Origin of the sequence: Campylobacter sp. CCUG 57310 (assembly GCF_013201975.1) — a bacterium.
GTDB lineage: Bacteria > Campylobacterota > Campylobacteria > Campylobacterales > Campylobacteraceae > Campylobacter_A > Campylobacter_A canis.
This window is the reverse complement of record NZ_CP053845.1, coordinates 308,847-334,003: the sequence shown is the minus strand read 5'-3', so window position 1 is coordinate 334,003 and position 25,157 is coordinate 308,847. Positions and strand designations below refer to the sequence as shown.

Below are 25,157 nucleotides of genomic sequence, written 5' to 3'. Positions count from 1 at the left end.
AGGATTTATAATGAAAATAAACGGAATGTATGTGTGTAACGTCTGCGGAATAACCAGCGAAGAAAACTCAAACGCCGTATTTATCCATGCCCACAAAAACGGTCAAGAAGTTGAAATTTGCGCCGCTTGCATTCCAAGCGTAGTGCATGGCTCAGGAGTAGTCGTTAAGTCAAACGAAGAGTTGCTTGACGATATGGACTAATCTCAGGATGGAAGATGGCAACTTGCACTACCACCTCAAAGATAAACTGCGATATCAAAAGAGTTTGGCAAGTTGTTACTTCTTTTAAAGAGTGTGCGTGGCGCAGCGATCTAAAAGAGACTAAAATTTTAGATGAAACTCACTTTGTAGAAATTTCAAAAAACTCTCGCCAAACAAATTTTAAAATCACTCTTTCTAAGCCTCACGAAAGGCTTGAGCTTAAGATAGAAAATGAGAGTATAAAGGGAACTTGGATCGGAATTTTCAAAGAAGAAAACTCGCAAACTATCTTAAATTTCACAGAAAACATAAAACCTAAAAATATACTTCTAACACCGATTTTATATCTTTATCTAAAAAGACAGCAAAATTTGTATATTTCAGACTTAAAAAGAGCTTTAAAATAAAAACAGGATGAAAGCTCATCCTGTAAATTTAACCCCAAAGTTTCCTAAAATTTAACTTCAGCAGAAAGCATGAATGTCCTGCTATCACCTAAAGATAGCCCGTTAGCTACACCCAAAACGCTTGAGCTAGTACCTGCGCCGTCTGCGCTTGCAGGATACATACCCGCCCAGTATTTTTTATTAAACACGTTATTTACGTTAAACCTTATCGTAGTTTGCTTGCCAAGTAGCGCCTTACTAGCATATCTTACGCCCAGATCGGTTACAAAAAAGCTCGGAGTGGACTGAGTGTTTAAATCATCCAAATACATCTTGCCCGTATAGTGGAAATTCGCGCTCAATGCAAGCTTATTGGTATTTGGCACTACATAATCAAATAACAAATTTGAATTTACTTTAGGCACACCGTTTACGACTTTATCATGTGCATCTTTTAGCAAAGGATTTTTAAATTTAGGATCTATCAAAGCCACTCCGCCAAACACGCTCAAATCATTTGTAAGCTTTCCGCCCGCCATAAATTCAAAGCCGTGATTAACCTGCTCGCCATACATTCCCCAAGTGCCGCTACTAGTGCTTTGATACGCAATCGGTCTTTGTATCTTAAAGACTGCGGCACTAAGATCAAGCTCGCCTACTCTGGTTTTGGCTCCAATTTCGTATTGTTTGCTTCTATATGGCTTTAGTATAGTTATAGAGCCGTCTAAATTGTTTTTTTGCTCACCCTCAAGCAAGCTATCTGCATAAGTTATATAAAAGCTAATATTTTCGCTAGGTTTATAAATAAGACTTGCACCGTAGCTAAGTCCTGATTCATCGTAAGTCTTTTTAAGCGGATCTGCGGTCTTTCCTACGCCTCTTGACTTAATTTTCATCCATGCATTTGAAGCGCTAAGTAGCAAACTAAAATTTTCATTTATGGTTATATTATCAAGCAATGATACATTAGTCATATAAGACTCGCTCAGCTTATATAGTCCCGAACCTCTCGTTGCGGTCGTATTTGGGAAAATTTTTGGATCGTTGATATTAGCAGAGCCGATAAGCTTGGTCGTGCTTGTATTTTTATATCTTACCTGATCGTATCTGTATCCATTTAACTGGACACTAAAATCGTGATTTAACCCCCAAGTATCAAAATCGGTAACCGCCTTTAAATACGCACTTGGAAGATCAAACCTATAAGCAGCAGTCGCTCCGCCGCTATGATAAGTATCGTAATTGCCGTTTTTGTCTTTTATCCTATTTACTATACTGTGAATATCGCGATCAGCCCTTTGCCATGCAAATCCACCTTCAAAATACCAATCCTCAAGCGGATAGTATTTAAATTTGGCACTAAGCATAGTCGTTTTTAGCTTCATACCGCCGTACGGTTGCCCAAGCCCTTGTGTCTTGTTATCCACCGCTTTAGGCAAAGTTAGATCACTTCTTATCCTGCCGTCTTTTACATATAAAGCAAATAGTCCTGCAAAACCACGAGTGTTGTGTTCATAGTAACTTGCTGCCGTTTCAAAAGTAAGCGCATCGGTCGGATAAAACTCAAGCACCGCGCTGGCAAGTCTGCGCTGATAATTACTGCCTTTTACCTGTTTGGCTCCGTCTGATCCGTAAAATACAGTTCTATAGCCAAATTTTTCAAATTTCATCGAGCTATCAAGTCCGAGTCCAAAATTTGAGCGGCTCGTATAATCACTCCAAATCGTGTGTTCGTTATCTACCGGACGCTTTCTGGTGTAATTAAAGGTTCCAACCGGTCTTTGAGAGCCGTAAAGCGAGCCTGCTATGCCGTTTTGAATTTGCAAGCTTTCAAACATAGCCATAGGAATAGCCGTAGTTGAAACCGAGTAAAAGCCGTCCCAAAATACATTTCCCACAACGCTTCCTTCAAATCCGCGAGTTTGAGGACGCCCAACTGTTGTGCCGCCGCGCATTTGCACTTGAGCCGACGGGAAGTATTTCACCGCTTCTTCAAAGCCGGTTACGCCTTGATGATTCATCGTCTCTTTGGTGATAGTATTTATCTGATAGGGAAGATTGATAACCTTTTTGCCCGATAAAATTCCGTTTTGAACGTTTTTGGTTAAAAAGCCCTCGTCTATTCCGCTTTCGCTAATGTTATCGCCGACACTATTTATCTCTACGGCTTCAAGTTTAATACTTTCAGCTGCACTTAAATTTAGCGATAAAGCCAAGCACGAACACGCCACAATAGAGATGAAACTCTTTTTACTCCTCTCTTTCATCAGAACTCCTTGGATTAAATTTCAATTAATATATCATTTTATATTTTATAAACTCTTGAATAAATAGCACTTTAAAAAATAAAATTATTATTTCATATTTTAAAGCGGATAAGTTAAGCAACAATTTCGCTTTACGCTCTCAACAAAGCTCACATCAAGCGCAGTATCGTAAAGCCGGCTTAAATTTTCGCTTTTGATTATCTCATTTACACTTCCGCACTCGACCTCTCCGCCGTTTTTCACAAGTGCTACAACTCCGCCAAGCAAGATAGCAAAGTCGGGATTATGAGTAGTTAGAATTATCGTGTAGCCCTTTTCAAGTAGCCATTTTGCCATCTTTAAAAACTTATACTGGTTGCCAAAATCAAGCGCTGACGTAGGCTCATCAAATATGATGAGTTCAGGCTCGGCGGTAAGGGCTCTAGCGATAGAACTCATCTGTTTTTCTCCTCCGCTCATTTGAGTTATAAATTTGCTCTCAAGATGGCCGATACCAAGCATTTGGATGTATTTTTTAGCCGTTTCGTAGTCCTCTTTTGCAGGCTTAGCAAAAATTCCAAGATGAGCCGCCCGACCCATTGTGATGTATTCAAGCGCGCTGTATTCGTACTCGCAAACCTCGCTTTGCGCCACATACGCCATAAGCTTAGCTCGCTCTTTGTTACTCATATCAAGCACATTTCGTCCATTGAGCATAACCTTGCCCGAATTTGGCTTAAGCGCGCCGCTCATAAGACCAAGCATAGTTGATTTGCCAGCACCATTTTTACCAAGCACGGTTAAAATTTCACCCTTTTTAAGGCTTAAATTTACGTTTTTAAGACGCCCTGCACCGTTTGGATAGGCAAAATTTAGATCGATTATCTCAAGCATCAAACAACCCTTTTGTTTTTAAAAAGCACCCAGATGAAAAATGTCGTGCCGATAAAGCCCGTAAGCACGCCAAGAGGCACTTCACTCACACTCATCGTGCGAGCCAAAGTATCAACGATAACCAAAAAAATCGCACTCATAAATATGCTTGCCGGTATGCTTCTTGAGTTATCGGCACCTACTAGCATGCGCGCAAGATGAGGCATCAAAAGCCCTATCCAAGCCACTATACCGCTTATGCAAACGCTACTTGCGGTAAGCAATGTCGCGCAAACTATGATGACGCCTCGCTCAAGTGCGACGTTTACGCCAAGCCTAGCCGCGCCAAGATCGCCAAGCGAGAGCAAATTTATCCGCCAGCTCATAAGCATGAGCAAGATCACGCAAACCACCATGACAGGAGCAAGCACGTATAAATTTGACACATCTACCTTAGCCAGGCTTCCAAGCTGCCAATAAACGATGTCGGCTAGCTTGGTTTCTGGGTCTGCGATGTATTTTAAAAAGCCGATTATAGACATCATGAGTCCACTTACGATGACACCTGAAAGCACGAGCATCAAGGTGCTTGCTCGACCCATAAGCTTTGGTATGCTTAGCGTCATGCCAACGGCGATCAGCCCACAGACAAACGCCATAGCCTGAATACCAAGCAGTGAAAAATCAAGTAGTATCGCACTAGCCGCACCCACGCAAGCGCCCGCCGAGACACCAAGCAGATCGGGGCTTACAAGCTGGTTTCTAAAAACTCCTTGATACGCGGTGCCGCTTACTCCAAGCGCAGCCCCTACCAAAATCGCTGCCACTATGCGAGGAAGGCGAATTTGCGTAACGACGTTATAGATATTTTGAGGTATCTCAAGCTCAAATCCAAGTAAAGCCAGCATAGAGCGTGCCACATCGCTAAAGCCTACGCTAAATCTACCTATGCCAAGTGCTAAAATCGCCGTTATAAAAGTAAGCGAGACAAGCAAGATGAGCGTAAATTTAAAAGAAGTTCGCTTTTTTGTAATATTTAAATTCAAGGCTAGCCTTTTAAAGCAAATTTAGCAAATCGAATTTGAAAAACACTAACTGCAAACATAGGCAGTGCAAGTAGTGCAAAAAGCCATGCAAAGTCATACACCATACCTCTTTCATTCAACACAAAGCAGAGTAAAACGACTATCATAAGCTCGCCAAAAGGCATTATGAAAAGATTATAAAAAACTTTTATATCCGTTTTAAAATGAGTAAATTTCAAATATAAAAACGACACGATAGAAGGAGTAAAAAATAGAGCAAACAATAGTAAATTTTTGTTCAAACCAAAATAAAAATTCAATAAATTTAAATTTTCAGAGCTATAAAATAAAGAAGTCATGCAAGATAGCACTACCGCTAAAATAGCTCCACCGATTATGAAATATTTAAAAGCCGGCTTTTCGTAACTAAATTCTCGCATAAGCTTCTCGTTTTTATAAATTAGGTTAAATTTGAACTATTTACCCTCAGGACTTAGCCCTTTTAAGATGTAGCCAAACTCCTCGTCGCTTAGTTCGTAGTCCATAAATTGCTTATAAAATTTCTTAGTTTCAGCCATCATGTCGATATTTTGAAACTTCTCAGGATGCAAGGTTTTAGCCGCCCAAAGTATTTGAAGAGCACCTTCTGAGCCATATCTATCCCAGCTAAAAACTCCGCTTGGATTTCCATAAACTCGCTTATCTTTAACCCCTTTTAATCCCGAAAACGCTACGTCTTTATAGATTTTTTCAACCGCCTGCTCGTTTTTAACCCCTCCAACGATGATTACGTCAGGATCTGCTTTGATGATCTCTTCGGCGGTTATTTCTATCATGTTGCCCTCTTTTTCAATAGCGTTAACTCCGCCTGCAAGCTCGATCCACTCGTTTATGATAGTCTTTTTGCCATCAACTTTTAACAAATTTGTACCGTTTAGTATGTGAAGCACTTTTGGACGATCGGTAGCTGAAATCTTACTCGTGATATCATTTACTAGCTTAAAATTTGAGTCAAAATAGTCGTTAAACTCTTTAGCCTTACTAATTGCATTGTTGCCGATTATCTCAGCTGTCATCATCACACTTTTTTTCATATCGTCATAGTTTGTAAAAAGCGCGTAAAATACGTTAAATCCATGTTTAACTAGCTCTTCGCGGTAGTTTTTGTTTGACACGATGATAGCATCAGGAGCCAGCTTTACGAGCTCTTCTATCTGGATATCGTTGCCGTTTAGTGAGGCTGGAATTTGTGCGATAGGCTTATAGATGTGTGCAAACCACTTGTTTTGCTTGATCTTATCGGTAGTTGCTACGATCTTGTCCGCACCGCCTACCGTTAGGATCATCTGGTTATTTGCGTGCCAAAGAGCGGCGATTTTTGTAGTTACGGCAGGAATTTTTACCTCATTTCCAGCCATATCTTTTACGCTTCTAAATTCGCTTGCATTTAGGCTTAAAAGCCCTAAAATAAGTAGAGAAACTAAGCTTAGTTTTTTCATAATATCTCCTTTATATAATTCAATATATAAAAGAAATATTACAAAAATGCATATTAAAATTAGCTGTAAATTTAAAACCCGTGCAGCCTCTTTAACTCTTCATCAATCGGCTTTTTAACTCCGTCTTTTGTCACACTTACGTAGGTTGCGATCGCGCTTGTTACGTGTATGCACTCGCGAAAGCCGTCTTTATTTAGCCTTTGAGCTGTTACTTCTATCTGCGTTTTTATCGATGTTTTGCCCACTGCAAGAATTTTAGCGTAGCAGCTAACCACATCACCGATAAAAACAGGCTCTTTAAAAATAACCTCTTGCATAGATATCGTCACAACTCTCTCAGGCGCTACCTCACGAGCAGCCGTAGCTCCCGCAAGGTCGATTTGACTCATTATCCAACCGCCAAATATATTACCCGCAGAGTTTGTATCCTTTGGTAGCGCAACTACTTTTATGCGCGGTTCTCCCATAGCCTCTATCACACAATCTCCTTTTTGTATATTTCGTTCGCTCTTTCTTGCCATCTTTCCCACTCGCCGCTATTATCGATCTCATTGCCGATTTTTTGGTACAAATCAAAGTAAAATTTGACAAATTCTCTTACATTTTCATCTTTTGGCAGATAGCTTTGTCCGTCAGGTTCGCAAAATTTAGCCAAAAACTCGCCCGCTTCAGCCTTTTTAACATAATGAGTTGCCAAATCCTCATAGTTTTTCATACAAATTTCTTTGAATTTCTCGTAGCTTTGCAAGCTAAAATTCACGCTTAATTTCTCATCTTTAAAACCAAGCACACCCGCTTTAAAAAGCAAGCTAAGATGGATAAGTCCTTCGCAATAATACGCTCTAACCTCATCAACCTCACGCCAAGCTATAAGCCCCACGCAGCGCGCTATGAGCTCATGAAATACGGGCAGCTTATACATTTCTTCTTCGTGCAAAAAGAAATTCACAAGCCCGCCGGTTGTTGCCTTATACTCTTCTATAAATTTAAACACGCCGCCAGTATTCATCTCTTTTTCACTATCTTCGCTAACAAAAAGCACATGTCCGAATTCATGTCCGATCGTTGAAATTTCATAAACTCTTCTCCAAACTTCAGGCTTGGTAAACAAAATTTCTCTTCCGAAATTTAAAAAATCTTTATCAAAAATTTCGCTTGAAAGCCTCATGAACGGTCTTGCTTTAGCGCTTTCATAGACGTGATTTACAAAAGCAAAAATTTTCTTACCGCATTTTTTGCTTACGAATTCGTCATTTGGAACGACTTGTGCCGAAAATAGTCCGTTAAGCTCGGCACCGTAATAAATCATAGGATTTGAGATGTAAAGCTGAGTTTTATTTATGTTTGAAAGCACCAATTCATGCATTTTCAGGCTATTAGCAACTACTTGTTTGTAAATTTTTTCAAAGCTATCTTTTATATCTTGCTTAAATTTATCCTCGTTAAATTCACTTACTTCAGCAAGCCTGATATCCCATTCAAGCGCGACTGCATGGGTATAAGCATCCTCATAGTATTCAAGCGGATGTCCGACCTGAAGAGGCGAGCGCACATCCATCCATGCTATTTCCGCCTCTTGCCATGCAGAGATTACTTTGGAATTTTCCCTTTGGCAAAACGCCTCTTTAAGCTTTATAAAATAGTTTATATAAGCGCTTTGCTCCTCGTTGGTAGCTATTTTTTTAAGAGCGGCGATCATCTCGTCAAATTTACCCTCAAGCCTGTTAATGTCGCTTTCAAATACTGCCGCATAAGGCTTAAACTCAAATTTTTCGCCGTTTTTAACGACTGCACCGTAAGTTCTGTCACAAACTTCGCCATTAGTATCAAGCTGAAAAAGCCCGTTTTGCGATATAAAATCTCGCGCCTCGTTCATATCCTTAAATTTAGTCTCAAATTCTTTATTTATCCCGTCTATTATATGAGCCTGCCACGACTTTTGCATATCGTTTATCACTACTCCGATATTATGCACGCCATTAATAAGCTCAAGATAAAACTCGTCTAAAATTTGCTCTTCTTTTATCTTTTTTATAAGTTCAGTATGCAAATTTTCATGAATTTCTCTTGTGTAGTCATACATCTTTTCGCGAATTTCAAGGATCTCTTCTTCATTTCGTCCAAGCTTTTTAAGCTCATTTATCAAAGGATCAACCTTAAGATCTACAATTCGTCTTAAGATAGCTGTTTTTTCACTCTGGCTTCCTTGAAATTTAGCTATCTCAAGCCCTCTTTTTACAAGCTCGTTATCATAGTCTTTATAAAGGGAATTTAGCTTGCTTTTAAGCTCTTTATTTAACTCGTTTAATCTTTTAAAATCATTCATACATTTCCTTTTAAAAGGCTAATTTTATCACATAAGTGTTAAATGAAAATAATATAACAAGATAATATAATAAGAAATTTAGCCCGAAAAATTCGGGCTAAAATTGTTAAAGAGATTGAAGTATGACAGGTTTTGAAAACGCCTTAATAGGCTTAATCTCACCTTTAAATTTCTCAATTTGCGCCAAAGTCGTGTGAGCGGTGTTGCTTTGAGCAAGCTTACTTGTGCCTTTATCTATAGTTAAGACGTTTACGCAACCGTGTTGACAAAGGCTCTTTTCTCCCCAAACCTCAGGATCATACCAAGCGCCTTCGCATATAGCCGCTACTTTTTCCTGAACAAGATCAGTTACCAGCACGCCGGCTAAAATTTCGCCGCGATCGTTAAATACTCTTACGATGTCACCTGTTGCAAGTCCGCGATCTTTAGCGTCTTTTGGATTCATCAAAATCGGCTCTCTGCCGCTAACTTCGGCAAAGCTTCTGATGATAGAGTTGTTTAGCTGAGAGTGTAAGCGATATCTTGAGTGAGGGCTTACGATGTGAATCGGATACTTAGCCGTCTTTTTTGCATCCCCCAACCATTCGATAGGCTCGATCCAAGTAACGTGACCAGGGCAGTCTGCATAGCCAAATTTCGCTATCGTAGGCGAGTAAATTTCTATCTTACCGGACGGCGTTCCAAGGCGATTTTTAGTAGGATTTTCCCTAAAAGCTTCAAGTCTGGTGTAAAGCTCGGTCTCTTTTTTATCTTGTTCAAATCTCACAAAGCCTTTTTCCCAAAATTCTTCAAATTTAGGCATAGATACATTTAATCCTTTTGCTTGCACCATAGCGTCTTCATATAGCTCTTTTGCCCATCCTAGCTCATCCTTGCCTTCTGTAAACACCTCTGCCATGCCCCAGCGTTTGCAAATTTGCTCGCAAATCCAAAAGTCGCTCTTGCTCTCGCCCATCGGCTCCACGAGCGGTCTATATGCTACGATATATTCGCCGTTTGGAGCGGTTTGGTTGATATCGTTTCTCTCAACTTCAATAGCCACAGGGAAAACTATATCAGACATCTTTGCAGTGCTGGTCCAATAAGGCTCTGCAGTGATAACGGTCTCAAACTTCTTCCATTGTTTAACGATATTATTTACGTCTTGATGGCGTGTAAACATCGAACCTGACGCGTTAAAGGCTACTCTCATGTGCGGAAGCTTGATCTTTTTGCCGTTATAGTCAATCTCCTTGCCCGGGTGCTCAAGAGCCTCGATAGAGCGTGATGAAGGAATGGTTACGTTTTTAAATTTCTTCCAAGGAGCGTCAGGAGTTTCGTATTTTTCGCTAATTCTTGTGCTTAGTCCTTTTAAGATAGGAGCTATCTTATCGCCTGCGCCTGCTGAGTTATAACCAAGGCTAAACTCAAAGCCAAGTCCTTGTTTGCCCACATGTCCAAGCATCGCACTAAGAGTTACTAAAGCCCAGAAAATTTGCTCGCCGTGATCTGCTCTTTGAAGTGCACGACCTATTACGATAGTGCTTGGTTCTTTTGCCAGTTTTTCTGCAAATTTAGCGATGTATTCGGGTTTAACGCCACAAATTTTACTCGCCCAATTTACATCTTTTACCACCTTATCTTCAGTTCCTAGGAAATAATCTTTAAATTTATTAAAGCCGACGGTATAAGTTTTGATAAATTGCTCATCATAAAGCTTATTTTCATATAGATAGTGGCACATTCCGATTATCATTGCGGTATCGGTATTTGGCTTAACGATGACGTTTTCAGAGCCAAGATATCTTGAAGTGTCGTTAATCATGACGTTTACGCTATAGGTTTTAATGCCTGATTTTTTAAGATCCATAACGCCAAGATAGTTATCGTGTGTCGGAGGAACGGAGGCGATTTGGTTTGTAACTATCGGATCGGTACCCCAAAATACTACGTTTTTAGCGTTTTTAACGATAGCTTTCCACTTAGTAGGCGTATCATAAACCGCACTTCCGCCAACAACGTGAGGCATGATGACAAGCCCTGCACCGGTTGAATAATCCCCGCTTTCTTCAACATATCCGCCAAGAATTTTTAGCATTCTATGCACTACGGTTCTACCCCAGCTTACTTTACCGCTACCGCCCCACCAGTAGCACTCGCCGTAAATACTCTCAGGGCCGTATTTGTCAAAATTTTCTTTTAACGCTTTTGCCGCCAGATCAAGCGCCGTGTCCCAGCTAACGCGCACAAACTCATCTTTGCCTCTTAGTTCGCTTTTTGAAGGACCTTTAGCTTTTAGATAGCTTTTTCTAACCATCGGGTAAAGCACTCTATTTTCGTTTTGTATAACGTCAGGAAGCGAGTAGTTCATAGTGTTTGGGAACTTATCGCCTTCAAATTTGTCTACAGAAACAATTTGTCCCGAATTGATATTTGCCCAAAACGTACCGAATCTATTTGCGCCAAACAGCTTTTTGTTATCAAAAATCGTTTGCGTTACGCCTTCGATCCTGCTTGCGCTTAGCGTACTAGCGCCCAAAACTGCTGAAGTCTTTATAAAGTCTCGTCTCTTCACCTTTTCTCCTTTATGAAAATTGATTAGCTTTTTTAAGCAAAGAACAGTATAAAATTTGATTTTTACGGTTGCAAACTTTATATTTTTCTATTTTTAAAAATTTATTTAAAAATAGTTTATTGAAATTTTATAGATTTTGTACTTAAAGTTATATTGGTATATTTTAAAATTTTTTTATGGGTGTCTTTAGAATTATTAATTAAAATTGTAATTTTAGCTTTGTTTTTTGAGTATAAATAAAAGCTCATTTACATGCAAGCTTCGGCTTTTTAGATTTCTACTTCCGCGAAAAGCGTTATACTTCTGCTCTTTTAATTCTACCTTGCCAAATTTCTTAAGATTTTTTTCAAAGCTCTCTTTTGAGATAAATCCTTCGGAGTTAAAAGATATAATCACAAATTTAGCCTTGAGCTTACCAATGAGATCAAAAAAAGCTTCAGCCGTGTTTGCTTTTTGATTATAAACGGAGCGATTCCAATCTTTAGCTATGCCTGAAACTTTTGAAATTTCACTTGGACGCTCGTATTTGGCAATCAAATTCAGCATAAAGTAGTTTGAGCCGTAAGGGTGCTGGTTATAAGGAGGATCAAGATATGCCAAATCGATCTTGCCAATCTCGCCTGCCAGTAAATTTGCGTCCTTTTGCATAACTTCAAATTCAACGTTAAAATTTGAAAAAACAGGCATTTTAAGCTCGATAGGAGCTAGAATTCTTTTTAACGCATTTTTTCCTTCACCGCCAAACTGCCCTATTCTGTCTTTATTTTTATAAAAGCCCTTAAAAACGCCGCTCGTATTTGCATGCACGCTGGCAGAATGCAGAAGTGGGGCTAGGAAAAACGGTCTTATCTCTTCATGTAAAAGCTCAATGCCAGCTCTTGCGGTATCGATATAGCGCGCATTATAAGGTGTATAAAAAACCCTATCGTTTGGTGTGATACTAGCTTCATCTTTTGGGGAGTAAAGCTCTGTTATAAAGCCGCTTTTAAAATCGCTTTTTATCTCTTTTTTAAGTTTTGCTAAAGTGGTTTTGAGTTCGGCTTTAAGCTCGGGTGTTAAATTTGCAAGATAGCATTCGTTGGTAATTTTAGAATACAGCTCAAGATCGTTTACAACGATAAAATTTGCATATCGCTTTAAAAATCTGGCCACAATTCCCGAGCCCGAAAAGACATCCGCGCAACTTAACTTATCTCGCCTTAATTCGCTTTTAGCGTGCAATACGCCCTGCTCTATAAATCCAAGCAAGGAGCGCTTATTGCCAAGATAGGTTAAAATTTGCTCGGTTAGAAAAGCCTTATTTTCACTTGTAATTTCAGGCTTTACATCGCTAATCATCTGCGTCAAATTTAACTCACAAGCCCATAGCTCTTAGATCAAGTCTTATCTCGTCGTTGTTAATGATACCAAGTCCGCTTTTTAAAATTTTATTTGCGATTGCATGCGCCTCTTCAAGCGAATGCATCTTGTAAGTGCCGCACTGATACTCGTTAAGCTCCGGAATTTCGCTTTGGTTTTTTACGTTTAATACATCGCCCATTGATTTAAGCCAAGCTTGTTTTACATCTTCTTCGCTAGGAGTGCCGATAAGACTCATATAAAAGCCCGTTCTGCAGCCCATCGGCGAGATATCGATGATCTCAACTCCGTTGCCGTTTAGATGATCTCTCATAAAGCCCGCAAACAAATGCTCAAGAGTGTGAATTCCTTTTTCGGGCAAAATTTCCTCATTAGGCTTGCAAAATCTAAGATCAAAAACGCTTATATCATCGCCTTTTGGCGTTTTCATGGTTTTAGCCAACCTAACTCCCGGGGCGTTCATCTTTACGTGATCTACGCAAAAGCTATCAAGCAACGGCATCATATCTCCTTTTTTCGTGAGATTGTAGCGAAAATTTAATAAAATACAAAAGTTTTTAAGCTAAATTTGAAGCTAAAAACGCCTAAATTTTAGCTATCTTTTTGGCTATTAAAAATTCCATCGGGAATAATATTTAAGATGAGAATATAAAGAAAATTTAAAGCAATCAAAGCTTGATAAATAGTAATTTCACTAAGCTCTTTGTATGTGCCGTCAAAGCCCGTAAGGAGGTTAAGCACGATATAAAAATCAACCATAAATATCACAACAAAAAGCGCCAAAGCCCAAAAATAAAATCTCTTAAAAAACGTAAAAATCTTGATAAAAATATAAATAGCAAGAGCGAAAAAAGCAAACTTCATCGTGTCGCTAGACTTTGCAAATCCGCCTGAAGCAAAATCAAATTTCAGATCTATCATAGTTATCAAAGCTAAAATCATACTTGATAAAACAGCCAAAAACAAAGCCGATTTAAGCTCCTTGGCACTTATAAAATTCCTTAAATTTCTAAACATCTCTATCCAAATTTTAAATTTTAAAAGATTTTATATATTTTGAAGTTAAATTTGTATGAATTTTAAAAAAGAGAGGCAAATTCCCCAAAAAGGGGAAAGATATATTATGCAAATTGAGGTTTTATCTGCTCGATCCAAGCAAGAATTCTTGGCTCTGTTTGATCGCTTTCATTATCCGCATCAAGCGCAAGTCCTACGAATTTGCCGTCGCGAACAGAATCGGAACTATCAAAGCTATATCCATCTGTTGATACGCTACCTACGACTTTTCCGCCTTGTTTTACGACATGATCGTAAAGCTTGCCCATGGCGTTGCAAAACTCGTCGCTATAGCTCTCGCTGTCGCCCATTCCAAATACCGCAACAGTTTTGCCGCTAAGCTCAAGACCTTCGAAATCAAACGCATCCCAATCATCTTGCAAATCGCCGCTTCCCCATGTAGAAGTGCCAAGGATCAACTTATCAAAGCTGTTTATCTTGTCCGCATCGCAATCGCTTACATTCAAAAGCTCGTTTTTAAGCCCTAAATTTTCAGACAAAAATTTTGCCGCCTCTTCAGTATTTCCCATACTGCTTCCAAAAATTATTCCTATCATAAACTTTCCTTAAATTAAAATACGTTATGAACGATGGTGTAAGGAACGAGCTTAAGCCTAGCCTCACCGCCATAGCTTCCGCAACAAGTATTAACCTCTATGTGCCTTAAGAAGTTTGTGTTGCGCGGAAAAACAACAAACATCCTATCAAATCCGTTCTCATCAAGAGCCTTAAAAGCCCTTGCTATTTCGTAATTTGCCAGATGAAACCTATCTTTTGAAATCTCCTTAAAGCTAGGCAAAACTCCAAAAATTTTTCTGCCGTTATGCTCCGCAAAGATTATGCCGTCTTGAAAATAAACATTTTTATCAAGATGTTTTTTACGGATTTTATCATAAACAAACTGAGAAAACATTATATCCGCATCAAAACAAATTCCGTTTTGTGATTTAAGTAGCATGAGTAGCTTTGCGGCAGGGTGTTTAGGAGTGCCTGCGATAACGGGAATCTCGTTTAAATTTCCATTTTTAAAAGCATGGATTATAGCATTTGAAGCCGTACAAAAGCTAGTTGGCTTTTTAAAGCTTTGATGTTTAAATTTGCATAACTCATCAACTCTTTTTAAGAAGATATCTTGCAAGCCAAGCCCGAATTTATAATAATTTTTAGGGATTTTTAGCTCATCTTCTACACATGAGTTATACAAATTTATAAAAATTTTTGCCTTTTTTACCCTATCAAGCTTTGAAAAAATATTTGGAGTTATTTCTCCAATATCTAATAAAAAGCCGAATTTCATTTAGCAATCTTTTGATTTGCATTTGAATTCCTTGTCTAGTCCAAAGACCTTGCAGTATTCGCAAAATACGCAACTAACGCTTCTTTTTGCGCACACTATAGGGATATTTCGCTTTTTGGCTTGAGTTTTGATGGTTTTCATAGTATTGTGATTTAAAAAGCTCGTTAGCATCACAACGCACTCTGTATCTTGAGGGATTGGTTTGCGATTTACTCTGTTTTCGTTTCTTGCATCCCAATGCTCTATCTTCTCAGCTCCCAAATCTCTTAAAACCGCTTTTATCGGCGTTATCTCGTCGGCTCCGATTACTAAAACTGACATATAAACTCCTATTTTCATTTATCTTGATAGCGATTATTATAAACCATCTTTGCTAAATTATTTCTTAGTCTTGATATCTATTATCAGTTTAGTGTAAATTTGTAACATAAATTTAAGCTTTGAAATTTTAGAAGTATCTTTAAGAACTTGTATTTAACTGTTGATTTTAGCACCATAAGTAAAACAATTGGCTAAATTTAGATAGTACAACAGCTACTAACTTTATAAATTTAGCCTTTTATGCTTAAACCAATTTACTCAGTAAATCATCATAAACCTTTACTCTTTTAAGTTCTATGTCAAGTTCATCACTTGATCTAGTCTGATCTTGCATCTGTTTTGATATTTTTTCGCTCGAATTTACTAAATTTTTCATTGCATTGGATACGTTTTGCGAATTTTGAGATATCTCTAGCATCTGAACGCTAATATCTTTAGTATTTTCGCTTATAGAATTTACAAGCTCAGATACGTATTTAACGGAATTCGTAGTCTCCCCTAAGGACTTTTGCGTCCTTTCGGCAAGTTTTCTAACCTCATCAGCAACCACAGCAAAACCTCTGCCGTATTCTCCTGCGCGCGCAGCTTCTATAGCGGCGTTTAAAGCAAGCAAATTCGTCTGATCGGCTATCTCTGAAATGATCTCAAAAATGCCGTTTAAATCATTTATACTATTTAAAAGCTGAGAAATTTCATTTTCCACATTCATCTTTTCGCCACTAGACGCAAGCCAAATTTCAAGCTGCTTTAAGACCGTATTTACCTTATCTATATCGCTTTTAACCTCTTCAAAGTCTTTTGAAGTGTTTTTAAGAGCCAAACTTGCACCATCTATAATCGGAAAACTTGCCTCTAGCTGAAGCAACATAGTTTTATTTATAAGATTAATAAGCTCTAGCCTCTGTACTCTTTTCATTAAGAAATAGGCTTTAAATTCGCTATATTTATTGATAAATGAATTTACGTAATCATCGCTAAACTGACTTTGTGTCTTGTAAAAAAATATAGCCGTCAGGGTTTCATTGATATTTATGCCCAAAAGCTCGCCAAAGGTAGAAAACCCGACCGCAGGAAAATCGTTAAAAATTTTAACGCCGCTAAGCTCGCTTGCATTATTTAGTCTTCTTAGAATACAATCATTCAGTATCGCTCCGATAGGCTTTGGCTTGCCGCTGCTAAATTTATTGTAATTATCCACAGTTGAGCTTATGAAATCTGTTTTTTTAAGTAGATAAAGCTCTTCGGCGCTGTCTATATCGCAATACATCTGCATTAATTTGTTTTCTAAATCAAAATTTGCAACCGAGCGCACGTAAATTTCGTTATTTATTTTTATGCCGAATGTGTATTGGCTCATTTTTGATCTTAACTCTACAGGCGAGCATTTAAAAGTATCGCAAAGCGCGTCTATGCAGTTAACTCGGCTTTTTGTATTGATATCTACAAATTCTCTTACGACTCTGGTCTTTATATCAGCGGATAAAACTGTAAATTTAGTAGACGTAGCTTCAAAATTTTGAGATTTAAAGACGCCGAAACGATAGCCTTCATTAAGCTTTATATAAGCTATTACGGCACTGCCTTGGACTATCCTTGAGTTGTCATAGATGTATGTATTTTGAAAATCAAGCTTTCCACCTGCACTTCCTCCGACATACAGACACGGGTTTTTGCCAGAATTATAAATAGCCTCCATGAAAAAGCTCTCGCTCGCGCTCAGTCCGTCTATAAGAGTGTATGCTAAAGTATCTTCGTAATCTGCTTTAAAAGGCACTTTTATGCTTGAAATTTCTCTTTGGATCTTTTCTATCTGTTCTTTGGCTTCTTTTGTATTAGCATGCAAATTTACTGTTGCTACGTACGTATCCTTGATCATATTTTTAGAAAACAGCATCAAAGCTACACCATCGCCGTCCATACCCTCTCCGTAAATTTTATCTTTAGATTTAAAGCCGTCTATGCTACACAAAAGACCCGAAGAGCTGGCTAAAATCAAAATACAATCCGAAGGCAATATGTTTTTTAGGCGATTGCTGATATTTGAAAAATCGGAATTTGGCATCACATAACCAAGAGCCAACTTGATTGGCATTTTAACGGCGCTAATTTTATTTTCTATATCGCTTGAAGATAAATACAAGCTAAGCAGGTCGTTTTCATTGACGGACACATCCGAATTTTCACTTTTTTTATTAAAAAACCCAAACATAAAAATCCTTAAAATATAGCTTAAATATTAATAAATTTATAGTGCGATTTTAATAATATTTCTCTAAATTTTTAATAAAATAAATAATATAAATTAGCCAAACAAATAAAATATTACTGTATAGTTTATTTTTATTAATAAAATTAATTATTCTGAACTAGCCTGCAAGTCAATCTTGCTAAAAATTATTTTTAGTTTAACCTAAAACAGAGCCAATTTTACCGCTTCGTCTATATGTATCAAAGTAGTATCAAATAGCTTTACTTTGGTGTCTAATTGAGAAATAAGCAATCCTATTTCCGTGCAACCTAGTATCACACCACCGGCACCTTGTTTAGCTAAATTTTCAATAATTTGCAGGAATTTCTCACGCGAGTTATCTAAAATTTTACCCAAGCAAAGCTCATCAAAGATAACGCTATTTACAATTTTCATCTCATCTTCGCTTGGCAAAACGACTTCTACGCCGCCGCACACCAACCTATCTTTATAAAATCCTTCTTTCATCGTATAGATAGTGCCAAGCAAACCCACGCGAGCGATATTTTCATGCTTTAGCACATTAAGCGTAGCATCCGCGATATGCACGATAGGGGCACTTACTGCGCTTTGTACCGCATCATAAATTTTATGCATGGTATTAGTGCAAATAAATATAAAATCGCATCCCGCACCTTCCAAAATACCTGCATGATAAGCTAAAATTTCACCCGCCTCGTCCCACTTGCCGGCGCGCTGATACGCCTCAATAGGCTCAAAATTTAAGCTGCTTACGACGATTTCTGCGCTGTTTAGCCCGCCTAGTCGCTCATTGATCTTTTTATTTATTTGTTCGTAATAAGTGATCGTGGATTCATAACTCATACCGCCGATTAGACCGATCTTTTTCATATTTTTCCTTTAATTTTGCTACCGCCAAATTTCACTCTCTCGGCAAGCCCTTTTCATCGTATTTCTCGCTCGTTATTTTGCCGTTTTTATCGTATCTTTTGACGCTTATTAGCTTTCCATGCTTAAATTCGCCAGTAGCTTCTAGCTTACCATTATCGTAAAAATGCTCAGCTACACCCTCTTCGCGCCCGTTTTCAAAAAGCACTTTCGCCTCCAAAGCTCCGTTTTTATGGTAGGTTTGATACCATCCGTGCTTAAACCCATCTTTAAAATTTACCTTCGCTCGCAATTTGCCGTTTTCATGATATTCTAGTGCGACACCCGCTTGCTTGCCGTTTTCATGGGGATATTCACCCTTTAGTTTGCCGTTTTCATAGTAATCTCTAGCCGTTCCTTCTATCTCACTCTCTTTGTAGTTAGCTCTTGAGCGCACCGCGCCGCTTTCGTAATAATAAATAGCCTCGCCGTTTTGAAAGTTATCTTTATAGTTGATTTTAGCCTCCACCTTGCCGCTTTTAAAATATCGCTCTTCTATACCTTCTTTTTTGTCGTCTTTATACGGAGTGCGCGCTTGCAATTTGCCGTCTTTGTAGTAAGCTAGCTCGTCGCCTTGTTGCAAGCCGTTTTCATAAACGCTCTTTGCCATCACTTCTCCGCTCTCGTAGAAATCGAAAAATTCGCCCTCAAGCTTATCGTTTCTATATAATCCGCGCTGCTTCAAATTTCCGCTATCCTCGTAATACCGCTCATATATACCCTCGCGAATGCCGTTTTTGTAAAGGATCTTTTGCATCAGCTTGCCGTTTTCGGGATAGTAAATTTTACTTATACCTTCACGGACGCCGTTTTTTAGCTCGTATGAGCTTTGCAGCCATTCGCCGCTATTGTCATAATCTCGCTGGAAATACGCCACTCCGTCTTTTACATCTATCTGGCGAAAAAGCGCAGTCTTTTTTGGCTTATTTCGCTTTATCGCTACGCCGTAGATCGGAAAATCATACATATCCTCGTCCCAATACGAGCGAAATTCCCATACGCCGGTATAAGGCTTACGACTACCTTTTTCATACAAAAGTCCGTCTTTTTCAACTATCTTTTGCACTGACATTACCTGCTGTCCTGCATATAGATGAACGGCGAAAACGGACAAAAACGCTAAATTTAATAAAATTCGGCAAATTTTCATAGCTATCCTGCATTAGATAAATTTAAACATATTATATAGCATTTTGGTGCGGTTATATAAAATTTAGAGCGATTAAATTTTAAATCGCGTAGATTTTAGCGGCATTTATGAGTTAAATTTATTCCCGGTTTTGTGCCTTTAAAGCAGGCAATAAGAGCTAATGCGGCAGAGGATTTACCGGCTAGAAAATTTCTAAGCGTTATAAATTTAGCCGCCAAATTTGGCGGCTAAATTTTAGATTATTCGCCGGCATTATCACTAGTTGCGACTTGCTCGATTTCATCGCTAAAATCAGCGATTGAAAGGCGTTTTAGCTGGCGGTAGCGCCTTTGAGCGTCGGCTTTATTTTTCGCTAAAAGCGCGTCTGCGTGCTGCGGATTTGTCTTTTTAAGCGCGCTATATCTAACTTCATTTAGTAAAAATTCCTCATAAAGGCTCCAGTCAGGCTCTTTGGATGTCATCTTAAGCGGATTTTTACCCTCTTTCATTAGTCTTGGATCATAGACATAAGTCGGCCAGTAACCGCATTTTGTAGCAAGTTCAGCCTGATTGCCCGAGTAGCTAAGTCCGCCTTTGATACCGTGAGCGATGCAAGGAGAGTAAGCTATCACAAGGCTTGGTCCGTCATACGCTTCAGCCGCTAAAATCGCTTTTATCGTGTTTGCTTGGCTTGCGTTTGAGTTTATCTGAGCTACGAAGATGTTTCCGTAAGTCATAGCGATATAGCCAAGATCCTTTTTCTGAGCAGGTTTTCCCGAAGCGGTAAATTGCGCGATCGAACCCGCACGACTTGCTTTTGAGCTTTGCCCGCCCGTGTTTGAATAAACCTCAGTATCAAGCACAAGCACATTTACGTTCTCACCGCTTGCTAATACGTGATCCAGTCCGCCAAATCCGATATCATACGCCCATCCGTCGCCTCCGATGATCCATTGAGATTTTCTAATGAGGTATTTTTTAAGACTTAAAATTTCTTTTACACCTTCAACTTGCGAATTTTGCTCTAAAATCGGCACTAAAATTTTAGCTATCTCTTTGGTTTTCGCGCTATCGTTTTTAAACTGAGTCCAATCGGTATAAAGCGCGCTAAGCGCGTTTGGCACGATATCTTTTGTGCGAAGCATTATATCTTCTATGCGGTGGCGGATAGTCTGTGTAGCCACTTCCATACCCATACCGAATTCGGCATTATCTTCAAAGAGCGAATTCGCCCAAGCTACGCCGTGCCCGTCTTTATTCGTAGTGTATGGCGTAGAAGGCGCGCTTCCTCCGTAAATAGAGCTACAACCTGTCGCATTCGCCACTATCATATGATCGCCAAATAGCCTTGTAACAAGACCGAGATAAGGCGTCTCCCCACATCCCGGGCAAGCTGCGTGGAACTCAAAAAGAGGCTGAGCAAAGCTTGAACCCTTAACGCTTTCTTTACTCATAAGATCATCTTTATAAGTTACATTTTTAAATAGATAATCGGCATTTACCTGCTCGTTTTTACTCTGCTCCTCTTCAAAAGGCACCATTACAAGAGATTTTTCTTTGCTAGGGCAGTTTTGCGCGCATAGCTCACAGCCGGTGCAGTCTAGGATACTAACTTGAATTTTATATTTTAGACCTTTTAGCTCCTTGCCTTTTGCCTCTAAAACATGATCTTTTACGGTTTGAGGAGCCGCTTCAAGCTCGTTATCATCTATCAAAAACGGTCTTATGACGGCATGCGGACATACAAATGCGCATTGGTTACACTGGATACAATTTTCCTCTATCCATTTTGGCACCATCACGCCTACGCCGCGCTTTTCATAAGCCGTTGTTCCTGACTCGAAATGTCCGTCTTCATAGCCCAAAAACACAGATACTGGCAAGCTATCACCCTTAGCCGCATTTATCGGTTTTACCACCTTTTCGACAAAATCGGTTCCGATATATTGTTCTTTCGTATCGCTCTCATCGTTTAAATTTGCCCAAGCAGGATCTACTGGTACTTTTACAAGCTCACCGGCACCCATATCGATAGCCTTATAGTTCATCTCAACTATCGCTTCGCCCTTTTTGGAGTATGCTTTGTGAGCGTATTCTTTCATGTATTTTTGCGCATCTTCAAAAGGTATGATGTCTGCAAGCTTAAAAAAGGCTGACTGCATAATAGTATTTGTGCGGTTTTTAAGCCCGATATCATGAGCCAGCTTAGTAGCGTTTATGATGTAGAAATTTACGTTTTTGCGAGCCAAAATTCTCTTAACTCTGTTTGGAATTTTAGCCAAAGTCTCCTCTGCATCCCAGATTGAGTTTAATAAAAACGTTCCGTTTTGTCTTATGCCGTCTATAACTTCGTAAAGCTCAAGATACGCCGCAACCGAGCAAGCTACAAAATGCGGGTTTGAAACAAGATATGTCGAGCGGATAGGGTTTTTACCAAATCTTAAATGCGAGCGTGTGTATCCGCCTGATTTTTTACTATCGTATGCGAAATAAGCCTGAGCGTAAAGGTCGGTCTTATCGCCGATGATCTTAATGGAGTTTTTATTGGCTCCAACAGTTCCGTCCGCGCCAAGTCCGTAAAACAAACACTCTTTTACACTATCATCACTCAATGAAATTTTCTCTTTTACTTCAAGCGAAGTAAATGTAACATCATCTACGATTCCTACGGTAAAGCCGTTTTTAGACTCATTTAGTTTTAAATTTTCAAATACGGCTATCATTTGCGCAGGATCGACGTCTTTTGAGCTAAGTCCGTATCTGCCGCCGACTACGACAGGCTTTAATTCGCTTTCGTAAAATGCAGCTTTTATGTCAAGATATAGCGGCTCACCCAAGCTTCCGGGCTCTTTTGTGCGGTCTAAAACGGCGATTTTCTTAACACTCTTTGGCATAACGTCAAATAAGTATTTTAAGCTAAAAGGACGATACAAATGAACTTTGATAATGCCTACTTTTTCGCCCTTTGCTCTTAAGTGATCAACAACCTCTTCAAGGGTTTGAGTTACCGAGCCCATAGCTATTATAATTCGCTCCGCTTGCGGATCTCCATAGTAGTTAAACGGCTTATACTCGCGTCCTGTTATTTTTGAAATTTCAGCCAAATAATCAGCAACTATATCAGGAACCGCGTCATAAAAGCGGTTAGTTAGTTCTCTGGTTTGAAAGTAGATATCATCGTTTTGAGCCGTGCCTCTAGTCTTTGGACTCTCGGGGTTTAGCGCCTCGTCTCTAAATTTTTGAACAGCCTCTTTATCCAAAAGTCTATCAAAATGAGCATAATCCATAACTTCAATCTTTTGAATTTCGTGGCTTGTTCTAAATCCGTCAAAGAAGTGCAAAAACGGCACGCGACCCTTAATAGCCGCTAAATGCGCAACGCCTGCGATATCCATAACCTCTTGAACAGAACCGCTTGCCAGCATCGCAAACCCCGTTTGGCGACAGGCATAGATATCTTGATGATCGCCAAATATAGATAAAGCTTGAGCAGCGATAGAGCGAGCGCTCACATGAATAACTCCCGGAAGAAGCTGCCCTGCGATCTTATACATATTAGGAATTTTTAAAAGCAGACCTTGAGAAGCCGTGTAAGTAGTGGTAAGCGCGCCTACTTGAAGTGAGCCGTGAACCGTTCCTGCCGCGCCTCCTTCGCTTTGCATTTCAACGACTTTAACGGGCATTCCAAATAAATTTTTCTTTCCTGCCGCAGCCCAAGCGTCAGTGTAATCAGCCATCGGAGAACTCGGAGTAATAGGATAAATTCCCGCAACTTCCGTAAATGCGTAAGAAGCGTAAGCCGCCGCCTCGTTACCGTCCATAGTTTTCATAATTTTGCTCATATTTTTCCTTGAATTTCTTTCAATTATACAATTTTTTTAATTATAAAACGAAATTTCAAAATAGATGTTTAATGCAATTAACTAATAATTATTTTAAATTTGGTTCAAGTCTAAGCCAAATTTTGGCTGAGATATTAAATTTAAATCAAATTTACAAATGAAATAAATTTGCAACAAACTTTAAATATAAAGTCTAAATTTTAGAAAAAAATTACTTTTTGGAAATTATTTTTATTTAATATTACCCTGCAAAACAAATTTTTAGGAGGAATTGATGTTTAACTTTAGAAATTTATCTATAGTAGCCGTGTTGGCGCTTGGACTTAGCGCTCAAACTATAACTCTTAATGGAGAAAGCGTCTCATCAAAAGAAATTTTAGCGATTTCAAATGGTGCTAAAGTAGAGATTAGCGAAAAAGCTTTTAAAAAAGCTCAAAAATCTCACGAGGTACTGCTTCAAGCAGCAAAAGACGGTCAAAAAATTTACGGATTAACCGTTGGGGTTGGGCTTAATAAAGATAAAAAATTCGTAGATGCAAAGGGAAATTTGGATGCCGAAGTTATCAAAGCTTCAACTGATTTTAACATCGGACTAATCCATGCTCACTGTGGCGGCGTTTATGAGGATATGCCTATCAAGACTGCTAGAGCGGTTTTAGCTACGAGATTAAACAACATGCTGTTTGGCGCAACAGGCGTTCAAAGTGATGTAATCAACCTATATAAAGAATTTTTAAATCACGACATAATCCCTGCAATGCCAAGCAAAGGCTCTATGGGTGAAGCCGATATAACCATACTAGGTCACGTAGGTCTTGCGATGATGGGAGAGGGTTATGTGTATTATAAAGGCGAAAAAATGCAAGCTGCAGAAGCCTTAAAACGAGCAGGGCTTAAAAAACTTACTCCGTTTGGTAAAGATAGCCTTTCTATATTAAGTTCAAATGCGTATTCGGCTGCATTAGGAAGTCTTGCGCTTGAGGATTTAAAACAAGCGTTAAAGATGTCTAAGCTTGTATTTGCACTTAGCATAGAAGCATTTAACGGAAATGTCGCGCCTTTCTCAAAAGAAGCGTCGGAGCTTAGACCTTTTCCTGATTTTGTAGAAACAACAAAAGAGTTAAGAGAAATTCTAAAAGATAGCTATCTTTGGGATAAAGACGACACAAGAGCATTGCAAGATCCGCTTAGCTATAGAGACGCTTCATATTTCTTTGCGGCACTTAAAAATACTGTTGAAGAGTTAGAAAATTTAATGAAAATTCAGCTTAACTCTTCAGATGACAATCCGGGAATTTCAGTAGGAACAAAACCGCAAACAGACAAATTCCAAGAGACTAAACTATTTACAAAAAACGGAGCAGTTGTTCCGACATCAAATTTTGAACCTTTAATGTGGGTTTTGGAATTTGAAAAAGCTTCTATAGTTCTAGCTCACAACTCAAAAGCTTCAGCACTTAGAACTATCAAGCTTTCAAATGACGGCTTTACAAAACTAAGCAGATTTTTAGGTACGGACAAGACTATTCACGCATTTGGCGCTATGCAAAAACCTTTCGTTTCGCTAGCCGGAGAAAATCAGTTTTTAGCAAATCCTGCTTCGCTAAACTACACTCCTGTTGCGGGTGAGATAGAAGATGTAGCTACAAACGCACCTCTTGTAGTTCAAAAACTTCAACAACAAATCGATAATTTTTATAATATCGTAGGCATGGAGCTAATGCACGCCGCACAAGCAATAGATCTAAGAAAAGAGAAAAATCCGAATTTAAAACTTTCAAAAGCGACTGAAAAGATATATAGCGAGTATAGAAAAGTAGTTAAATTTATGGATACGGACAGACCTCTTACAGATGATTTTAGAAATTCTGCAAAATTTTTAAAAGAGTATAAATAAGGAGTAAGT

21 protein-coding genes are annotated in these 25,157 nt (G+C 38.9%); 3 read left to right on the top strand and 18 right to left on the bottom strand.

Annotated elements, in window-relative coordinates; translation table 11 throughout:
- The first annotated feature begins 10 nt into the window (after nucleotides 1-10).
- A complete protein-coding gene (locus tag CORI_RS01700; RefSeq protein WP_169939813.1) occupies nucleotides 11-202 on the top strand; it encodes a hypothetical protein in 192 nt (63 codons plus the stop codon).
- A 14-nt stretch (nucleotides 203-216) separates the two neighbouring features.
- On the top strand, nucleotides 217-609 hold the full coding sequence (locus tag CORI_RS01695) for a polyketide cyclase (RefSeq protein ID WP_173030549.1): 393 nt from the start codon (nucleotides 217-219) through the stop codon (nucleotides 607-609).
- 44 nt (nucleotides 610-653) lie between these two features.
- Here the strand turns inward: CORI_RS01695 and CORI_RS01690 are convergent, their stop codons facing one another.
- The 18 genes from CORI_RS01690 to nifJ form a co-directional block, all read right to left on the bottom strand.
- Entirely contained in the window at nucleotides 654-2,855 is a 2,202-nt protein-coding gene (locus CORI_RS01690) for a TonB-dependent siderophore receptor (protein ID WP_173030548.1), read from the bottom strand.
- A gap of 99 nt (nucleotides 2,856-2,954) precedes the next feature.
- Nucleotides 2,955-3,728: an ABC transporter ATP-binding protein gene (locus CORI_RS01685; RefSeq protein WP_173030547.1), complete on the bottom strand. Its 774-nt coding sequence runs from the start codon at nucleotides 3,726-3,728 to the stop codon at nucleotides 2,955-2,957.
- Nucleotides 3,728-4,753 carry an iron ABC transporter permease gene (locus tag CORI_RS01680; protein ID WP_254064943.1) on the bottom strand — a complete coding sequence of 342 codons (1,026 nt, stop codon included), beginning with the start codon at nucleotides 4,751-4,753 and terminating at the stop codon, nucleotides 3,728-3,730. Before CORI_RS01680 ends, CORI_RS01685 begins: the two co-directional genes overlap by 1 nt.
- A 2-nt stretch (nucleotides 4,754-4,755) precedes the next feature.
- Nucleotides 4,756-5,172 (bottom strand): hypothetical protein, encoded by a 417-nt coding sequence (locus tag CORI_RS01675; RefSeq protein WP_173030546.1) that lies wholly within the window; start codon nucleotides 5,170-5,172, stop codon nucleotides 4,756-4,758.
- A gap of 36 nt (nucleotides 5,173-5,208) precedes the next feature.
- Complete coding sequence (locus CORI_RS01670) at nucleotides 5,209-6,231, bottom strand: ABC transporter substrate-binding protein (protein WP_173030545.1); 1,023 nt, start codon at nucleotides 6,229-6,231, stop codon at nucleotides 5,209-5,211.
- 71 nt (nucleotides 6,232-6,302) lie between these two features.
- Nucleotides 6,303-6,707 (bottom strand): acyl-CoA thioesterase, encoded by a 405-nt coding sequence (locus CORI_RS01665; RefSeq protein ID WP_254064969.1) that lies wholly within the window; start codon nucleotides 6,705-6,707, stop codon nucleotides 6,303-6,305.
- A complete protein-coding gene (gene ciaB, locus CORI_RS01660; RefSeq protein ID WP_173030543.1) occupies nucleotides 6,707-8,557 on the bottom strand; it encodes an invasion protein CiaB in 1,851 nt (616 codons plus the stop codon). Before ciaB ends, CORI_RS01665 begins: the two co-directional genes overlap by 1 nt.
- Nucleotides 8,558-8,663: 106 nt before the next feature.
- Nucleotides 8,664-11,111 carry a molybdopterin-dependent oxidoreductase gene (locus tag CORI_RS01655; protein WP_173030542.1) on the bottom strand — a complete coding sequence of 816 codons (2,448 nt, stop codon included), beginning with the start codon at nucleotides 11,109-11,111 and terminating at the stop codon, nucleotides 8,664-8,666.
- 213 nt (nucleotides 11,112-11,324) lie between these two features.
- A complete protein-coding gene (locus tag CORI_RS01650; RefSeq protein ID WP_173031902.1) occupies nucleotides 11,325-12,449 on the bottom strand; it encodes a DNA adenine methylase in 1,125 nt (374 codons plus the stop codon).
- Nucleotides 12,450-12,465: 16 nt separating this feature from the next.
- On the bottom strand, nucleotides 12,466-12,972 hold the full coding sequence (gene luxS / locus CORI_RS01645; RefSeq protein ID WP_173030541.1) for an S-ribosylhomocysteine lyase: 507 nt from the start codon (nucleotides 12,970-12,972) through the stop codon (nucleotides 12,466-12,468).
- An 89-nt stretch (nucleotides 12,973-13,061) separates the two neighbouring features.
- Complete coding sequence (locus CORI_RS01640; RefSeq protein ID WP_173030540.1) at nucleotides 13,062-13,487, bottom strand: hypothetical protein; 426 nt, start codon at nucleotides 13,485-13,487, stop codon at nucleotides 13,062-13,064.
- Nucleotides 13,488-13,591: 104 nt separating this feature from the next.
- Nucleotides 13,592-14,083 (bottom strand): flavodoxin FldA, encoded by a 492-nt coding sequence (gene fldA / locus CORI_RS01635; protein WP_173030539.1) that lies wholly within the window; start codon nucleotides 14,081-14,083, stop codon nucleotides 13,592-13,594.
- Between the two features lie 14 nt (nucleotides 14,084-14,097).
- Nucleotides 14,098-14,823, bottom strand: coding sequence for a hypothetical protein (locus tag CORI_RS01630; RefSeq protein WP_173030538.1), 726 nt, complete (start codon nucleotides 14,821-14,823; stop codon nucleotides 14,098-14,100).
- The gene (locus CORI_RS01625; RefSeq protein ID WP_173030537.1) at nucleotides 14,824-15,144 is read right to left on the bottom strand and encodes a DUF2325 domain-containing protein; all 321 of its coding nucleotides are present in this window, start codon (nucleotides 15,142-15,144) and stop codon (nucleotides 14,824-14,826) included.
- A gap of 244 nt (nucleotides 15,145-15,388) precedes the next feature.
- Entirely contained in the window at nucleotides 15,389-17,353 is a 1,965-nt protein-coding gene (locus CORI_RS10775) for a methyl-accepting chemotaxis protein (protein ID WP_173030536.1), read from the bottom strand.
- Nucleotides 17,354-17,554: 201 nt separating this feature from the next.
- Entirely contained in the window at nucleotides 17,555-18,244 is a 690-nt protein-coding gene (locus CORI_RS01615; RefSeq protein ID WP_173030535.1) for an aspartate/glutamate racemase family protein, read from the bottom strand.
- A 31-nt stretch (nucleotides 18,245-18,275) separates the two neighbouring features.
- The gene (locus CORI_RS01610) at nucleotides 18,276-19,430 is read right to left on the bottom strand and encodes a toxin-antitoxin system YwqK family antitoxin (RefSeq protein WP_173030534.1); all 1,155 of its coding nucleotides are present in this window, start codon (nucleotides 19,428-19,430) and stop codon (nucleotides 18,276-18,278) included.
- 239 nt (nucleotides 19,431-19,669) lie between these two features.
- Nucleotides 19,670-23,251 (bottom strand): pyruvate:ferredoxin (flavodoxin) oxidoreductase, encoded by a 3,582-nt coding sequence (nifJ, locus tag CORI_RS01605; protein ID WP_173030533.1) that lies wholly within the window; start codon nucleotides 23,249-23,251, stop codon nucleotides 19,670-19,672.
- 274 nt (nucleotides 23,252-23,525) lie between these two features.
- Here nifJ and hutH point away from each other — a divergent pair, with 274 nt between their 5' ends.
- A complete protein-coding gene (gene hutH / locus CORI_RS01600) occupies nucleotides 23,526-25,148 on the top strand; it encodes a histidine ammonia-lyase (protein WP_173030532.1) in 1,623 nt (540 codons plus the stop codon).
- Nucleotides 25,149-25,157: the final 9 nt, after the last annotated feature.

Excerpts from the sequence above, each read along its gene's own strand:
- fldA (WP_173030539.1), bottom strand. The coding sequence starts at position 14,083 with ATGATAGGAATAATTTTTGGAAGCAGTATGGGAAATACTGAAGAGGCG.
- CORI_RS01670 (WP_173030545.1), bottom strand. The coding sequence starts at position 6,231 with ATGAAAAAACTAAGCTTAGTTTCTCTACTTATTTTAGGGCTTTTAAGC.
- CORI_RS01625 (WP_173030537.1), bottom strand. The coding sequence starts at position 15,144 with ATGTCAGTTTTAGTAATCGGAGCCGACGAGATAACGCCGATAAAAGCG.
- ciaB (WP_173030543.1), bottom strand. The coding sequence starts at position 8,557 with ATGAATGATTTTAAAAGATTAAACGAGTTAAATAAAGAGCTTAAAAGC.
- nifJ (WP_173030533.1), bottom strand. The coding sequence starts at position 23,251 with ATGAGCAAAATTATGAAAACTATGGACGGTAACGAGGCGGCGGCTTAC.
- CORI_RS01630 (WP_173030538.1), bottom strand. The coding sequence starts at position 14,823 with ATGAAATTCGGCTTTTTATTAGATATTGGAGAAATAACTCCAAATATT.
- CORI_RS10775 (WP_173030536.1), bottom strand. The coding sequence starts at position 17,353 with ATGTTTGGGTTTTTTAATAAAAAAAGTGAAAATTCGGATGTGTCCGTC.
- CORI_RS01675 (WP_173030546.1), bottom strand. The coding sequence starts at position 5,172 with ATGCGAGAATTTAGTTACGAAAAGCCGGCTTTTAAATATTTCATAATC.
- CORI_RS01685 (WP_173030547.1), bottom strand. The coding sequence starts at position 3,728 with ATGCTTGAGATAATCGATCTAAATTTTGCCTATCCAAACGGTGCAGGG.
- CORI_RS01610 (WP_173030534.1), bottom strand. The coding sequence starts at position 19,430 with ATGAAAATTTGCCGAATTTTATTAAATTTAGCGTTTTTGTCCGTTTTC.
- CORI_RS01700 (WP_169939813.1), top strand. The coding sequence starts at position 11 with ATGAAAATAAACGGAATGTATGTGTGTAACGTCTGCGGAATAACCAGC.
- CORI_RS01690 (WP_173030548.1), bottom strand. The coding sequence starts at position 2,855 with ATGAAAGAGAGGAGTAAAAAGAGTTTCATCTCTATTGTGGCGTGTTCG.
- hutH (WP_173030532.1), top strand. The coding sequence starts at position 23,526 with ATGTTTAACTTTAGAAATTTATCTATAGTAGCCGTGTTGGCGCTTGGA.
- CORI_RS01640 (WP_173030540.1), bottom strand. The coding sequence starts at position 13,487 with ATGTTTAGAAATTTAAGGAATTTTATAAGTGCCAAGGAGCTTAAATCG.
- CORI_RS01615 (WP_173030535.1), bottom strand. The coding sequence starts at position 18,244 with ATGAAAAAGATCGGTCTAATCGGCGGTATGAGTTATGAATCCACGATC.
- CORI_RS01650 (WP_173031902.1), bottom strand. The coding sequence starts at position 12,449 with ATGATTAGCGATGTAAAGCCTGAAATTACAAGTGAAAATAAGGCTTTT.
- CORI_RS01695 (WP_173030549.1), top strand. The coding sequence starts at position 217 with ATGGCAACTTGCACTACCACCTCAAAGATAAACTGCGATATCAAAAGA.
- luxS (WP_173030541.1), bottom strand. The coding sequence starts at position 12,972 with ATGCCGTTGCTTGATAGCTTTTGCGTAGATCACGTAAAGATGAACGCC.